We start from the raw sequence: 14,131 nt of genomic DNA, 5'->3' as shown, positions 1-14,131 counted from the left end.
GCCGACGCGGTGCCCGGTGCCGCGCTCGTCGAGATCCCGGGGGCCTCGCACCTGGCACCCGCGCAGTGCCCGGAGGCCGTACTCACCGCGCTGCGCGCGCACTTCGACGGCGGCGCCAAGCGGGGCATGGAGGTACGCCGCCAGGTGCTCGGCGACACGCACGTCGACCGCGCGCAGGCCCGGCAGTCCGAATTCACGGCACGGTTCCAGGACTTCATCTCGCGGTACGCGTGGGGCGAGATCTGGACCGACCCGACGCTGGCGCGCCGCGAGCGCAGCATGATCACACTGACCGCGCTGGTGGCGCACGGCCACTACGACGAGCTGGCGATGCACATCCGCGCAGCCCGCCGCAACGGGCTCACCCCGGAGGAGATCGGCGCCGTGCTGCTGCAGACCGCCGTGTACTGCGGGGTCCCGGCGGCCAACTCGGCGTTCGCCGTGGCCCAGCGGGTGCTCGCCGAGGAGGACGAGGCGGCCGGCTGACGTGCCGGCCGTCGGACGGTGCCCCTGGTGGTCGTACGCTCAGCGGCACCTCGTACGGACCGTGCCGCCGTGCCTAGGGTGAGGGCATGCCCACTGTTCTGATCACCGGTGCCACCTCCGGACTCGGCCGGTACGTGGCCTTCGAGCTCGCCCGTTCCGGTTTCGTCGTCCTCGCCCACGGCCGCGATCCGGGGCGTACCGAACGGCTGGTCGCGGAGCTGCGTACGGAGGGCGAGGCGCACGGGTTCGTGGCGGACCTGGCGTCGCTGGCGCAGGTGCGTGAGCTGGGCTCGCGGGTCGCGGCGGCGCACCCCCGGCTCGATGTCCTGATCAACAACGCGGGGGTGGGCTTCGGGATTCCCGGGGCAGGCCGGGAGGAGAGCGTCGACGGTCACGAGCTGCGGCTCGCGGTCAACTACCTCGCGCCGGTCGCCCTGACCCGTGCCCTTCTTCCGGTGCTGCGCGCGAGCGCCCCGTCCCGCATCGTCAACGTCGGCTCGGCGGGCCAACAACCGCTGGACTTCGACGACTTCGGGACGGCACGGGGCTACGACGGGGTGACGGCGTACCGCCGCAGCAAACTCGCCCTGGCCGCCCACACGTTCGCCCTCGCCGAGGAACTCGCGGGCACCGGTGTCTCCGTCAACGTGCTGCACCCCGCCACCTTCATCGACACCGCGATGGTCCGCGAGGCCGGCGTCGAGCCGCTGTCCACGATCTCCGACGGCGCGGCGGGTGTACTGGCCCTCGCCACCACGGAGTCGGGGCAGGCCGGCACCGGCCAGTACTTCGACGGTACGAGTCCCTCGCGGGCCCGCGCGGAGGCGTACGACCGGGACATGTGGAAGCGCCTGGAGGCGGCGACGGACCGGCTGCTCGGAACCTGAAGGTGCCGGGGCACCGCCCCGTCCGCCCCTAGGTCACCGGGGACGGGGCACCAGACCCGAGTGCAGTGCCAATGCCTCCCGGGCCTTCGACACCAGGCCGTCCGCGCCGCAGGTCCGCGCCAGTGCCAGACCGCGGGTCAGCTCCGTGACGGAGTGGGACGCGATGCCGTACTCGACGCGGGCCGCCGCGTGCTCGTAGGCACAGGGTGAAGCCTCCAGGTACGCGACCGCCTGGGCGAGCAGCGTGACCGAGCGACGGCCGGTCTCCAGAGCCGCGGCGCACCGCAGGGCCTCTCCTATCGCGCTGTCCGTGCCGAAGCGTTCGGCCTGGATGCGGGCGTGGGGCGCCACCTCGGCGGCGCGCCGCGGGTCGGCGACGGCGAGGGTGCGGGCCAGATCTCCGGCCCAGGGCGCCATCACCGTGTTGTGGCCGCCGCGGGCCACGGACCTCTTCTCCGCGGTCTCCAGCTCGTTCACGCCCTCCTCGACGCGGCCGGTGGCGATCAGCAGGCGGCCCCTTATCGAGTGGGTGTCCGGCAGGACGGTCGTGGACGGATGGGGCGGTTCGAAGGAGTACCGCTCGGCGATCTCCTCGGCCGCGCCCACATGGCCGCGGGCGAGCAGCGTGTCGATGAGCATGCACGCCGCCGACCAGTGCATGGGCAGACCCTGGCCCACCCGGTCCGCGAGCCGCAGTGCCTCGCGCAGGGACTCCTCCGCGTCCACGAGGCGGCCGCGTCTGCGGAGCACGTATCCGCCGAAGGCGTGCGCGACGGCCAGATGGCCGCCGCTCCACCCGGCGTGCTCGTACGTCCGCTGGGCCTCCGTGAAGAGGCTCTCGGCGCGGTCGAGGCGGTCCGCGAACGCGTAGGAGATGCCGAGCATCATCAGGAGCTCGAAGCTCCACTCGGTGTCGGTCCAGCCGAGGCCCGGCGCGAGGCGGCCGTTGACGAGGGCTCGGTCGCAGTGCTCGACGACCTCCTCGGCGTTCTCCCCGCGGGTCATCCCGTCGAAGGCGCGCAGGATGAGCAGGGCGCGCTCGGAGTTGTCGCGGCCGGTGAGCGGCTTGACGAGTTCGGCGAGGCGGCGGGAGCGGCCGGGCGCGTCCTCCTCGGCTACGTGGACGCCCTCCCACATGTAGTGCACGGCCTGCAGGCGCATACGGGCGGGGCCGGGCTGGAGCCGGTCGGCCTCCGCGTCGACCGCGGCGACGGCCTCCTCCGGCTGGTCGTTGTGGATGAGTGCGGAGGAGAGCCGGCAGACCGCGTCGACCCGCAGTTCCTCCTCCAGGCCGTGCAGCGTGAGTGCCTGCCGCAGATGCCCGATCGTCGTCGCGGGCGAGGTGAGGAGCGTGGCGCAGCCCAACTCGTAGAGCACGCGCGCGTGGACCTCCGGAAGCGGCGGTTCCAGCAGGGCGCGCTCCAGACAGCGGCGGGCCGCGTCCGGGGCGCCGACGGCGAGGTGCTCACGGGCGGCCTCGCGCATCTGCTCGACGAGTTCGGGGTCGTCGTCCGGATGTACTTCGAGGAGGTGGCGGGAGGCCGCGGCGGCGCCGAGGCCCGACGCGGTGACGACCGAGGCGGCCACCCCGTGCATCGCGGTGCGCAGCGCGTCCGGGATCGAGCGGTAGACGGCGGTGGCGATGAGCGGGTGGACGAACTCCAGGTCCCCGTCCTGGACTTGACCGGTCGTCTGGTCGGCCTCGGTGAGGATGCGCGCCGCGCCGAGGAGCGCCGCACAGCGCTCCGCCTCGTCCCGCGGCATTCCGGCGAGTTCGGCCGCCAGTTCCAGGGAGATCTGCGTGCCGAGGATGGCCGCCGCCCAGGCGAACCGGGTGGCGTCCACGCCGAGCCCTTCGAGCCGGTCGACGAGTCCCCGGCCGCGCGCCGAGCGGTTCAGCGCGCGTAGTTCGGAGGCCGACTCCTCGACCGGTTCGAAGTCGCTGTCCTGGACCTTGGCGAGGAGTTCCACGGTCTCGTACGGGTTGCCGCCGGTGACGGCCCAGACCTCGCGGCAGAACGGGACGTCGGCGTGCGCGCCGAGCGTGGCGCGGGTGAGTCCCGCCGTGGCGTCCGGGGTCAGCGCGCGCAGGGAGGGCATCGCGCCGGCCAGGGCGCCGATGGCGTCGAGGTGGCGGGCGCTGTCGCCGGTGGCGTGGCCCGGGCGGCGGGCGACCAGGACGAGGACGGGCAGGTCGTCGAGGCGCTCCACGAAGGCGGCGAGCCAGTGCAGGCTCTCCTGGTCGGCCCAGTGCGCGTCGTCGACGAGCAGCACCAGCGGCCACTCGCGTCGGGCGAGCCTGCGCACGGCCGCGACCAGTCCGTCGCACACGCCCTGCGGGTCGGCCTGGCGGTCGCCCGATTCGGCGATCCCGAGGGCGGGTCCCGCGATGTCGTACCAGTCGCCGAAGTACTCACGCGCCTCGTCGGGCATCAGCGCCACGAGCGCGGGCTGCAGCAACTGCCGTACGACGTTGAAGGGAACGGACGTGATGGTCTCGCCACCGCGCGCCGACCACACCGTGCATTTGCGTGTCTCCGCGATCCGGCGCGACTCGGCGAGCAGCGCGGTCTTGCCGATGCCCGCCTCTCCGGTGAAGACCAGCAGGCTGCCAGAGGCCGAACCCGCGCACAGCGCGTCGACTGCCTCCGCGACCGCGGCGAGTTCCGCGTCGCGCTCCCAGAGGGGTGCCGAGGCGGCCGTTCCCGGCCGTGCCTCCGTCATCCCGCTACCTCCCCAGGTCGCCCAAACGACGTACAGGCCTTGAGCCTAGCCCTCCGGAAGGCGCGATGGAGCCTGGTCGGGACACCTGTTGCCGCGACGTGTGACGCCGGAGGCGCGATGGCGACGGGCGACACCACCGACCGGCCCGGGTGAAAGTTATTGACAGTCAAAAGCCGTGAACTGAAACTAACTTTCCAACATCGTCGCGGCGGCGGGAGGAACGGCATGGGCGCTCCGGCGCACGGCTCCGACCTGCGGACCGACCGGCCGGAGCGCTCCCGCAGGGCGCTGGTCGCGGGGTCGGTGGGCAACTTCATCGAGTGGTACGAGTTCGGCGTCTACGGCTACTTCGCGACGGTCATCGCGGCCCGGTTCTTCACACCGGAGGGCGGCAGCGAGGTCGAGGCCCTGGTCAAGACGTACGCGTCCTTCGCGCTCGCGTTCTTCTTCCGGCCCGTCGGCGCCGCGCTGTTCGGGCGGCTCGGCGACCGCGTCGGGCGCCGTCCCGTACTGATCATGGTCATCGTCCTCATGACGGCCGCGACGACCCTGATCGGCGTGCTGCCCACGTACGACACGGTGGGCGCCCTCGCCCCCTGGCTGCTGACCTTTCTGAGGGTCCTTCAGGGGCTGTCCGCGGGTGGGGAGTTCGGGGGCGCGGTGTCGGTGATGACGGAGTTCGCGCCACCGGGCAGGCGGGGCCTGTACGGGTCGTGGCAGTCGTTCACGGTGGCGCTGGGGCTGCTGGGCGGGGCGGGAGTGGCCGCGCTGCTGGCGACCGTGCTCACTGAGGGACAACTGGGCGACTGGGGCTGGCGGTTGCCGTTCCTGCTGACGCTGCCGATGGGGCTCGGGGCGCTGTGGCTGCGTCTGCGTCTCGACGAGACGCCGTCCTTCGAGTCGCTCCGGGAGGAGCCCCTGCCGGAGCGGCCGCCGGGGCGTGAGGTGGCGAAGGCGATCGCGCTGGGCGCGGGGCGCGTCATGGGCTGGGCGGCGGCCGGCTACACGTTCCTCGTCGTGCTCCCCTCGTACCTGCAGAGCTCACTGAACGCCACGTTCCAGCAGGCGCTGGTCGCCACCGTCCTCGCCAACTTGGGTTTCGCGGCCACGATCATCCCGGCGGGCCTGCTCAGCGACCGGATCGGGCGGCGGCCGGTGATGCTGACGGGCGCGCTGCTGGTCACCGTCCTCGCGGTCCCACTGCTCAACCTCCTTCAGAACACGGGTACTTCGAACGCGGTGAAGGGCGGGGCCGTGTTCGTCGCGGGCGCCGTCGTGGGGCTGATGGCGGGGCCGGGCCCCGCGATGCTCTCGGAGATGTTCCCGACGAGCGTCCGCTACACGGGGCTGGGGCTCGCCTACGCCCTGTCCAATGCCGTGTTCTCGGGGTGCGCGGGCCTCATCATCACGGAGACGATCAAGCGGACGGGCAGCGTGGACATCCCGGCGTACTACGCGGCCGTGACGTGCGCGGTGAGCGTGTTCGCGCTTCTGACACTCCGTAAGGAGCCGGTACGACAAGGGAGTTGAGCGGGTGCGGGTGATCGGCCTGATGTCCGGCACGTCGTACGACGCGATCGACGCGGCGGCGGCCGACCTGCGGCTCGACGGGGACAGTCTGGTGCTGCGGCCGCTCGGCATGGTCGGCGAGACGTACGCGGGCGAGGTGCGCGAGGCCCTCGCGGCGGCGCTGCCTCCGGCGGCCACGACCCTCGCCGAGGTGTGCCGCCTGGACACCCTCGTCGGGCAGGCCTTTGCGGCGGCCGCCCTCCGCGCCAACCGTGAACTGTGCGACGGACGGGCCGCGTTGGTGGCCTCGCACGGCCAGACCGTCTACCACTGGACCGACGGCGGGCAGGTGCGCGGCACCCTGCAGATCGGCCAGCCCGCCTGGATCGCGGAGGCCACCGGACTGCCCGTGGTCGCCGACTTCCGGCCACGCGACATCGCCGCCGGCGGCCAGGGGGCACCCCTGGTGAGCCTCTTCGACCTGCTGTGGCTGCGCGGCAGACCGGGCACCCCGGTCGCGCTGAACCTCGGCGGCATCGCCAACCTGACCGCGCCCGACGGCACCGCCTTCGACACAGGTCCCGCGGGCGCGCTCATCGACGCGGCCGTCCGCCACTTCACCGGCCGCGCCTACGACACGGACGGCGCGCTGGCCGCCCGCGGCAGGGTCCACGAGCCGCTGCTGCGCCGGCTCCTCGACGAGCCGTACTACGCGCTGCCCGCACCGAAGACGACCGGCAGGGAACTGTTCCACCGGGACTACCTGCTGGCGGCGCTGGCAGGCCTCGCGGACCCGGCCGTACCGGCCGCTCCGGCCACGGCGGCCGATCGGGCCACTCCGACGGCTACGACGACTCCGACGGACATCGGCACCCTCGCACACCAGGACGTGATCGCCACCCTCACCCGGCTCACCGCGCGCACGGTCGCGGACGCCGTCCGGTCCGTGCGGGCCACCGAGGTCATCGCCTCCGGCGGCGGCACGCGCAATCCCGTCCTCATGGCGATGCTCGCCGAGGAGTTGCCGGGGGTACCGCTGCACACCTCCGACGCATTGGGCCTGCCATCGGCGGCGAAGGAGGCGTACGCGTTCGCCGTCCTCGGTTTCCTGACGCTGCACGGTCTCGCGGGCACCGATCCGAGGAGCACCGGAGCCCGGCACCCCAGCGTGCTGGGCTCGGTGACACCGGGGCGGGACGGGCTGCCTCGGGTGCCCCGGGGCTTGAAACAGCCGGTGCGACTGGTGATTGGGTGAACTGAATCCGGATCCTCTCATCCGGCTTTCACTCACGCCTCATACGGTGGACCCATGACGCAGGCGACTCCCCCCGGCTGGTATCCCGATCCCGGGCAGACAATTGACGGCCCCGCCACCCAGCGCTGGTGGGACGGTAGGACATGGACGGACCAGACCCGCCCCGCCGAGTCCGGCGCCATCTGGGGTCCTCCGGCGTTCTCACCGGGCTCGCCCTATCCGGGCGCGCACCCCGGCGGCCCACGGCGCAAAGCACGCACGGCGATAGCCGTCGCCGTCGCCGTGGCGGTCCTCGCCGGCATCGGCGGCGGGGTGTACGCGCTGATCTCGGACGACGGCTCGGACAACACCGATTCGGCCAACACCCAGCCGGTGCCGACGCAGCCGGGCGGCCCGCAGGGGCAGGACGGCGGCGGTCAGGGCGGCCCCGGCGCCCCGGACGGCGGCGAGTCCGAGGTCCCGCAGCCGCTCCCGTCCGAGGAGGGCTACGCCACGGACCCGATCAACGGCATCAGCCTGCCCGTGCCCGACGGCTGGAGCGGCGCGACCATCCAGGTGGGCGCGCAGGTGACGACCAAGGGCTCCTACAAGTGCCCTGGCGACACCTCGGAGGAGTGCAGCCTCGGCGGCGCCTACTCGGCCCCCGCGCTCGCGCTGGAGCTCAAGGCCACCACCGCCGAGGCGGCCGCCAAGGAGGACATCGCCAAGAACGCCGAGGAGTCCTACGGCGGCAAGAGCTACGGCAAGATCACCTCGCACGACGAGCTCTCCTCCAAGGCCGTGACCGTGGCCGGGCAGAAGGGCTACGCGGTCCGCTGGAAGGTCGTCACGAGCAAGGGCGACGACGGCTACGTCGAGTCGCTCGTCTTCCCGGCGCCCTCCAACTCCAAGCAGCTCGTCGTCGTGCGCTTCGGCATCGATGTGAGCTCCAAGGCCCCCAAGCAGTCGGTCATCGACGAGATCACCAAGGGCATCAAGGAGGCCGCGAGCGGCGGCGGCAACGGGCAGAACGTGTAGGACGTACGGCGGTCAGGTGTCCGGGGCCCCGACCCCGGACACCAATCGGCCGGGTGGGGCGCCTCTCCGCTCGAGAGGAACCCCACCCGGCCGGGGGGTGCGCGCCGCCCCCGTCCCCACGGTGCGGCGCGAGCAGGTCACCGTCCAGTCATCCCATGGACGGCGGCCTGGGTCTCAGGTGGTGTCCGACAGCCCCAGGGCCGGCAGCAGGGCCACGTCCACGTAGCGCAGGAGGTAGTCCGCGTCCGCGGGGCACCCCTCCAGGAGGGGGCGGACGCGGAGCACGCCGAGCAGTTGCGCCGGCACGAACTCCAGCACCGGATGGTCGGCTCTGACCTCGCCGCGTTCGACCGCGCGCCGGACCATCCCGCGGAGCGCCTCCAGTTCGGGCTCCACCAGTGCCTCGCGCAGCGCGCGCTGCAGTTCGTCGTCCTGCATCACGGACTGCCCGAGCGCCTGCAGCAGCCTGGTGTCCTCGTCCGACCGCTCACCAGCCGTGCGCGCGACCGCGCGCAGGTCCCCTGCGAGCGAGCCGGTGTCGATTCCGATGAACTTGGGACAGTGGTTGGCCCGCAGCGCGGCCGCCACGAACTGCGGCTTCGTCTTCCACTGCCGGTAGAGCGTGGACTTGCTGCACCGGGTGCTGGAGGCGACGCCCTCCATGGTCAGCGCGTCGTAGCCGCACTCGCGGATCTGGTCGAGCACGGCGTCGAAGAACTCCTGCTCACGCTGGGGCGTGATCTTGGAGCGGCGCGAGGCGACGACCGTCTCCGGTTCGTCCGCTGCCTGCGACGTCATGGCTCTTCTCCTCGCTGGTCCCCGCGGCCCCGTGCGGGCCCGCTCCCTGTGTGCCTTCCAGTGTGGCCCTCGACCGGCCCTCAGTGTGGCGTAAGTCCTACCGATACGCCAGTGTACCGGAACGCGAACGTATCGGTACACTGGCGTATCGATGAGTCTTGGACAGGACCCACCCCTGTGTCGAGTGGATCCCCTCCTGGGCTCACCACGCACCAGCACGACCAGAACGTCAGCAAGGGGGCCGGGGATGGAAAGCCGATCCGAGCCTGCAAGAGAAGGGGAGGCCGCTATACGGCGGCCGCCCCTCGTCCGTGAGCTCCTGCTCGTCGTGGGGCTCTTCCTCGTCTACAAGCTCGGCCGACAGCTGGCCACGGGCCACACCGGTGAGGCATTCGACAACGCGCACCGGGTCTGGGACCTCGAACGGTTCCTGCACCTGCCCGGCGAAGGCGACGTGCAGTCGGGGCTGCTGCACAGCGACACCCTCGTGCACGTCGTCAACACCTACTACGCGACCGTCCACTTCCCCGCCACCGCGGCCTTCCTGGTCTGGCTCTACCTGCGGCGGCCAGGGCACTACGTGTGGGCCCGCCGGGTGCTCGCCGCGGTCACCGCCGCCGCCCTGGTGGTGCACCTCACGTTCCCGCTCGCCCCGCCCCGCATGCTCGCCGCGACGGGCCTCGTGGACACCGGCCAGGTGTACGGGCCCACGGTGTACGGCGCCTCGCCCGAGACCGACTCGCTGTCGAACCAGTTCGCGGCGATGCCCTCGCTGCACTTCGGCTGGGCCCTGATGGTCGCGATCGGCCTGATCGCCGCGACCCGGTCCCGGTGGCGGTGGCTCTGGCTGCTGCATCCGCTGGTCACGGTGCTGGTGATCGTCGGCACGGCGAACCACTACTGGCTCGACGCGATCGTGGCGGCCGCGCTGCTCGGCATCGCCCTCGCCGTGATCCGCGTACCGCGCCGGACGGTGGCTCCGACGGCGCCCGCCCGGGAGCGCGTGGACGCCGGCAGCTCCGTACCGGACCGTCCGGGGGCACCGGACGGACCCGGCGGGCCGGGGGCACCCGGCGCGCAGGACGCGCCGGAGCTCGTGGGAGCCGGACGATGAGCGCCACTCTCGTCGCCGTCGTCCTGTCGCTGTTCTCGGCCGTCGCGTACGCGGCCGCGGCGGTGGCCCAGCAGCGGCTGGCCGCACGGACCCCCGACTCCGGGGTGCTCCGGCTGCTCGGCAGCGGTGCCTGGTGGTGGTCGGTGGGCCTCAACGCGTCGGCGGCGCTGTTGCACGTGGCCGCCCTCAAGTACGGGCCCCTCACGCTGGTCCAGCCGCTCGGCGCGCTCACGCTCGTCGCCGCGGTGCCGCTGGGCGCGCGGATGGCGGAGCGGCACGTCACGCTCGTCGAGTGGCGCGGTACGGCGCTGACGCTGGCCGGGCTCGCGGCCCTGCTGGTCACGGCGTCCGGGCCCGCGCCCGACGATGTGCTGAGCGTCCCGCAGGCGCTGGCCGTGGCGGGCACGACCATGGCCCTCATCGGCGTACTGGCCAGGCCGGGCACACGCCCCGGGCTGCGGCACGCGACCTCGTCCGGCTTCGCCTCGGGTGTCGCCTCGGCGCTCACGCAGACCGTCACGGTCGCCGCGACGGACCGTTCGGAATCCCTGCTCAGCGGGCAGGTGATCGTGGTCGCGCTGCTGGTCGCCGCCTTCGCGGTGGGCGGGCTCCTGCTGTCGCAGACCGCCTACAAGGGCGGGCTCGGCGCTCCCCTCGCGGTGGTGACGCTGGCCAACCCGATCGCCGCCGCGGTGATCGGCCTCTCGCTGCTCGGTGAACGGCTGCAGGGCGGCGCGGCGGGACTGCTGCTGGCGCTGGCCGGGGCGGCGGTCGCGGCCTGGGGCGTGGTGACGCTGTCGCGCTCCACGCCGGTGCCTTCCGCGATGGAATCCCCGGCGGCGGAATCCCTGACAGCGACTGCGGCGGAGCCATCGACGGAGACTTCGACGACTTCGATCGACGAGGAGCACCCGGTGGCCGCGGTTCTCGCCCTGGAGCCCGGATCGGCGTTGAACGAGCCGTCGTTGCTGCCACGGCAGCCGAAGCCCGGACGTCTCACCCCGCTGTAGGCCACGACGAGACGAGGGAGGGGCGGCCGCGGATGTCCGCGGCCGCCCCTCCCTCATGACGAACCGATGCGTCAGCCAAGCCCTCGGCTGTCCTGCTTGAGCGCCGTGTCGACGGTCAGCGCCGTCGCTATCACGAGGCTCAACAGGGGCTCGGGGAGCTGGTAGTGCAGCTGCAGGACGTAGTTGTCCGCCGTCGTGAACATCGTCTTGGCGAGGCCTTCCCAGGTCTTGGTGATCCGGGCGACCTCGTTGTCGGCGTGATCGACGATCGAGAAGTTCCAGGCGCGCCAGTTCTCCGCCTTGATCGCGCCGACCTGCTTGCCGTCGACCTTGATCGCGAAGTTGATCTTCCCGACCATGTTCTGCTGGGCGATCTCACCGACCGGCGAACCGTCCGGACGCGCCACGAGCACCCGCGACTTCATGAACTTCCGGGGCCTGGTCAGCAGCAGTTGCGGCTGACCGTACGCGTCGCGGATCTCCAGCTTGTGCGTCATGAACTGGTCGAGGCTCGCGAAGAAGCGCAGCACCTTCTTCAGCGCGCTCTGTCCGACCTGCACCACCGAGCCGAGCTGGTTGCCCTGCTGATCCATGACCTTGTACTCGTTGGTCAGCTCGATCAGCTTGGCCTTCTGGTTCACCACCAGGACCGGCTCGGTGAACAGCGTGCCCCCGCCTGCGGCGTTCGGTGCGACACCGGCCTGCTGGTGCACCTGCTGCTGCACGCGCGGGTCGAACCCTCCCGCCTGCTGCGGAACCTGCTGCACCGGCTGCTGCTGCACAGGGTGCTGCTGCGGCTGCTGCTGCATGTGAGGGTGCTGCTGCGGCTGCTGCGGCATGTGCTGGACCGGCTGCGCGGCCTGAGCCTGCTGCTGGTCCTGGTTGGTGTGCTGGGTCCACTGAGCACCGTCCCAGTAACGCAGCGTCTGGGGCGCACCCTGAGGATCCGGGTACCAACCTGCAGGAGTGTTCGAATGCGTGGTCACCGGGGCACACTACCCCGGGCCCACCAGAACCTGACCAGTCCGTGCGATGTGGGACTCATCGCATCTCCTGTGGCGAATCGCATCCTCTAGGCCCTGGCGATCGCCGGGTCGCTGACGCCCACCCGGCCGTTCTCGACGTGCCCGGCGAACCGGCGCAGGAACGAACCGTCCGCGTCGGACACCGTGAGGTCGTACCAGCGCTTGCTCGCCCCCAGGTCCACGGTGTGCCTGACGGTCGCGCCGGGCCGTACCCGGATCGACCTGGGCCTGCCGCCGTAGCCGTTGGTGAGCTTGAGCTCGGCCGTGCGGGAACCCTTGTTGGTGAAGGTCAGCTCGATGTCGTCCCCGTCATGACGGGCGGTGACCTCGGGTCCGGCGGTCCTGCCCGGGCCCTTGAAGACGCGTACGAAGCCGTTGGGCCCGTGCACGGTCAGGTCGTACGAGCCGTTCGAGTAGGCGGAGTTCCAGGTGTCCGAGACGCTCTTGCCGGCCTCGGTGGTGTAGGTCCAGGGTCCGTCGGTGCGGCTCCCGGAGGTGACGTGGAAGGAGGCGCCGGCCTTCTTGCCCGAGGCGAAGGTCAGCGTGAACTTCCCGGCCTTCGGGTCCACCGAGCCGTCGATCCACGGGGCGTACCGGAGCGGACGGGCGAGCCGCAGACCGCGCTCCTGCTTCGGCAGCTTCGGATCGGCGGGCGGGGTCGGCTTGTAGTCCGGGTGCCGGTCCTTGTCCGGCGGCTCGTACGCGTCGGTGTCCGGGAGGTCGACGGGCTTGCTGTCCTTGCGGGAGAAGTCGAACGCGGCGGTCAGGTCACCGCAGATGGCCCGCCGCCAGGGCGAGATGTTCGGCTCCTCGACGCCGAAGCGGCGCTCCATGAACCGGAGGATCGAGGTGTGGTCGAGGGTCTCGGAGCAGACGTAACCGCCCTTGCTCCAGGGCGAGACGACGAGCATCGGCACGCGCGGGCCGAGCCCGTACGGGCCCGCGACATGCGTCGAGCTGCCCGCGAAGAGGTCCGGGCCGACATCGACCGTGGACTTGCCCTGGCCGGCGTCGCGCGGGGGCAGCGGCGGGACGAGGTGGTCGAAGAAGCCGTCGTTCTCGTCGTACGTGATGAACAGGGCCGTCCTGGCCCACACCTTGGGGTCGGAGGTGGGCGCCTCCAGGACCCGGGAGATGTACCAGGCGCCGTAGTTCGAGGGCCAGTTGGAGTGCTCGGAGAAGGCCTCGGGGGCGGCGATCCAGGAGATCTGCGGAAGCTTGCCGCCCAAGACGTCGGCCCGCAGCCGGTCGAAGAAGCCCTCGCCCTTGCGCGCGTCGGTGCCGGTGCGGGCCTTGTCGTAGAGCGGGTCGCCGGCCTTGGCGTTGCGGTACTTGTTGAAGTAGAGCAGCGAGTTGTCGCCGTAGTTGCCGCGGTACGCGTCCGAGATCCAGCCCCAGGAGCCGGCCGCGTCCAGGCCGTCGCCGATGTCCTGGTAGATCTTCCAGGAGATCCCGGCCTTCTCCAGGCGCTCGGGGTACGTCGTCCAGTCGTAGCCGACCTCGTCGTTGCCGAGGACGGGGCCGCCGCCCTTGCCGTCGTTGCCGGTGAAGCCCGTCCACATGTAGTAGCGGTTCGGGTCGGTGGAGCCGATGAACGAGCAGTGGTACGCGTCGCAGACGGTGAAGGTGTCCGCGAGCGCGTAGTGGAACGGGATGTCCTCTCGGGTCAGGTACGCCATGGTCGTTGCGCCCTTCGCGGGGACCCACTTGTCGTACTTGCCGCCGTTGTAGGCGGCGTGCCCGTCGGACCAGCTGTGCGGCAGGCCCTCCAGGAACTGCATGCCGAGGTCGTCGGCCTCCGGGTGGAAGGGCAGCAGTTCCTTGGTGCCGTCCGACTGGTGCCACACGGATTTTCCGTTGTCGAGCGTGACCGGGTGGGGGTCGCCGAAGCCGCGTACGCCTCTGAGCGCACCGAAGTAGTGATCGAAGGAACGGTTCTCCTGCATAAGGACGACGATGTGCTCGACGTCCTCGATGGTGCCGCGGTGGTACCCCGCGGGGATGGCCGCGGCCTTGGCGATGCTCTCCGACAGCGCGGTGAACGCCGCGGTGCCGCCGGCGAGTTGGAGAAATCGGCGCCGATTCACTTCGGGCATGGCAGGTGACCTCTTGTCCTGACGGGGTACGGAGGGCGAGTACGTGATGGAACGTGCGCGAATGGAGTGTTCCAAGAGCAACAAACGTCAGGGAAGGGCCGCGTGGCATCTGTGTGAAACACGGCGGTACGTGAGGTGCGCGGCCCGTTCGGGGAACGGTCAGCTTCCGGTCGCTTCCTTCCAGCCGTCGACGTACGACGTGAGGTTCTT

At 71.6% G+C, this 14,131-nt stretch carries 11 protein-coding genes; 7 read left to right on the top strand and 4 right to left on the bottom strand.

Annotation, left to right across the window (positions count from 1 at the left end; translation table 11 throughout):
- Nucleotides 1-486, top strand: a 486-nt coding sequence (gene pcaC, locus O3Q52_RS15195; protein ID WP_269649312.1) for a 4-carboxymuconolactone decarboxylase, incomplete at its 5' end; no start/stop codon positions are given.
- An 86-nt stretch (nt 487-572) separates the two neighbouring features.
- Entirely contained in the window at nt 573-1,373 is an 801-nt protein-coding gene (locus tag O3Q52_RS15190; protein WP_269649311.1) for an SDR family NAD(P)-dependent oxidoreductase, read from the top strand.
- 33 nt (nt 1,374-1,406) lie between these two features.
- Here the strand turns inward: O3Q52_RS15190 and O3Q52_RS15185 are convergent, their stop codons facing one another.
- Nucleotides 1,407-4,097, bottom strand: a complete 2,691-nt coding sequence (locus O3Q52_RS15185; protein WP_269649310.1) for an AAA family ATPase — start codon at nt 4,095-4,097, stop codon at nt 1,407-1,409.
- A gap of 225 nt (nt 4,098-4,322) precedes the next feature.
- On the opposite strand from O3Q52_RS15185, the gene O3Q52_RS15180 reads away from it, so the two are divergent.
- The 3 genes from O3Q52_RS15180 to O3Q52_RS15170 are packed head-to-tail and all read left to right on the top strand — an operon-like array spanning nt 4,323 to nt 7,878.
- Nucleotides 4,323-5,627 carry an MFS transporter gene (locus O3Q52_RS15180; RefSeq protein WP_269649309.1) on the top strand — a complete coding sequence of 435 codons (1,305 nt, stop codon included), beginning with the start codon at nt 4,323-4,325 and terminating at the stop codon, nt 5,625-5,627.
- 4 nt (nt 5,628-5,631) lie between these two features.
- The gene (locus O3Q52_RS15175) at nt 5,632-6,861 is read left to right on the top strand and encodes an anhydro-N-acetylmuramic acid kinase (RefSeq protein ID WP_269649308.1); all 1,230 of its coding nucleotides are present in this window, start codon (nt 5,632-5,634) and stop codon (nt 6,859-6,861) included.
- Between the two features lie 54 nt (nt 6,862-6,915).
- Nucleotides 6,916-7,878, top strand: coding sequence for a DUF2510 domain-containing protein (locus tag O3Q52_RS15170; RefSeq protein ID WP_269649307.1), 963 nt, complete (start codon nt 6,916-6,918; stop codon nt 7,876-7,878).
- A gap of 174 nt (nt 7,879-8,052) precedes the next feature.
- Here the strand turns inward: O3Q52_RS15170 and O3Q52_RS15165 are convergent, their stop codons facing one another.
- On the bottom strand, nt 8,053-8,676 hold the full coding sequence (locus tag O3Q52_RS15165; RefSeq protein WP_269649306.1) for a TetR/AcrR family transcriptional regulator: 624 nt from the start codon (nt 8,674-8,676) through the stop codon (nt 8,053-8,055).
- A gap of 247 nt (nt 8,677-8,923) precedes the next feature.
- Here O3Q52_RS15165 and O3Q52_RS15160 point away from each other — a divergent pair, with 247 nt between their 5' ends.
- The gene (locus O3Q52_RS15160; RefSeq protein WP_269649305.1) at nt 8,924-9,790 is read left to right on the top strand and encodes a phosphatase PAP2 family protein; all 867 of its coding nucleotides are present in this window, start codon (nt 8,924-8,926) and stop codon (nt 9,788-9,790) included.
- The gene (locus tag O3Q52_RS15155; RefSeq protein WP_269649304.1) at nt 9,787-10,800 is read left to right on the top strand and encodes a DMT family transporter; all 1,014 of its coding nucleotides are present in this window, start codon (nt 9,787-9,789) and stop codon (nt 10,798-10,800) included. Before O3Q52_RS15160 ends, O3Q52_RS15155 begins: the two co-directional genes overlap by 4 nt.
- A 71-nt stretch (nt 10,801-10,871) precedes the next feature.
- On the opposite strand, the gene O3Q52_RS15150 is transcribed toward O3Q52_RS15155, so the two are convergent.
- Entirely contained in the window at nt 10,872-11,786 is a 915-nt protein-coding gene (locus O3Q52_RS15150; protein ID WP_269649303.1) for a phospholipid scramblase-related protein, read from the bottom strand.
- Nucleotides 11,787-11,872: 86 nt separating this feature from the next.
- Nucleotides 11,873-13,921 (bottom strand): phosphocholine-specific phospholipase C, encoded by a 2,049-nt coding sequence (locus tag O3Q52_RS15145; RefSeq protein ID WP_269649302.1) that lies wholly within the window; start codon nt 13,919-13,921, stop codon nt 11,873-11,875.
- Between the last annotated feature and the right edge of the window lie 210 nt (nt 13,922-14,131).

The sequence above is a fragment of the Streptomyces sp. ActVer genome, assembly GCF_027270795.1.
GTDB lineage: Bacteria > Actinomycetota > Actinomycetes > Streptomycetales > Streptomycetaceae > Streptomyces > Streptomyces umbrinus_A.
The sequence above is the reverse complement of the archived record's forward strand: the minus strand, read 5'-3'. Positions and strand labels throughout refer to the sequence as shown.

What these genes read in the sequence shown, in the direction of transcription:
- O3Q52_RS15190 (WP_269649311.1), top strand. Translation starts at nt 573, where the DNA reads ATGCCCACTGTTCTGATCACCGGTGCCACCTCCGGACTCGGCCGGTAC.
- O3Q52_RS15185 (WP_269649310.1), bottom strand. Translation starts at nt 4,097, where the DNA reads ATGACGGAGGCACGGCCGGGAACGGCCGCCTCGGCACCCCTCTGGGAG.
- O3Q52_RS15180 (WP_269649309.1), top strand. Translation starts at nt 4,323, where the DNA reads ATGGGCGCTCCGGCGCACGGCTCCGACCTGCGGACCGACCGGCCGGAG.
- O3Q52_RS15170 (WP_269649307.1), top strand. Translation starts at nt 6,916, where the DNA reads ATGACGCAGGCGACTCCCCCCGGCTGGTATCCCGATCCCGGGCAGACA.
- O3Q52_RS15165 (WP_269649306.1), bottom strand. Translation starts at nt 8,676, where the DNA reads ATGACGTCGCAGGCAGCGGACGAACCGGAGACGGTCGTCGCCTCGCGC.
- O3Q52_RS15160 (WP_269649305.1), top strand. Translation starts at nt 8,924, where the DNA reads ATGGAAAGCCGATCCGAGCCTGCAAGAGAAGGGGAGGCCGCTATACGG.
- O3Q52_RS15155 (WP_269649304.1), top strand. Translation starts at nt 9,787, where the DNA reads ATGAGCGCCACTCTCGTCGCCGTCGTCCTGTCGCTGTTCTCGGCCGTC.
- O3Q52_RS15145 (WP_269649302.1), bottom strand. Translation starts at nt 13,921, where the DNA reads ATGCCCGAAGTGAATCGGCGCCGATTTCTCCAACTCGCCGGCGGCACC.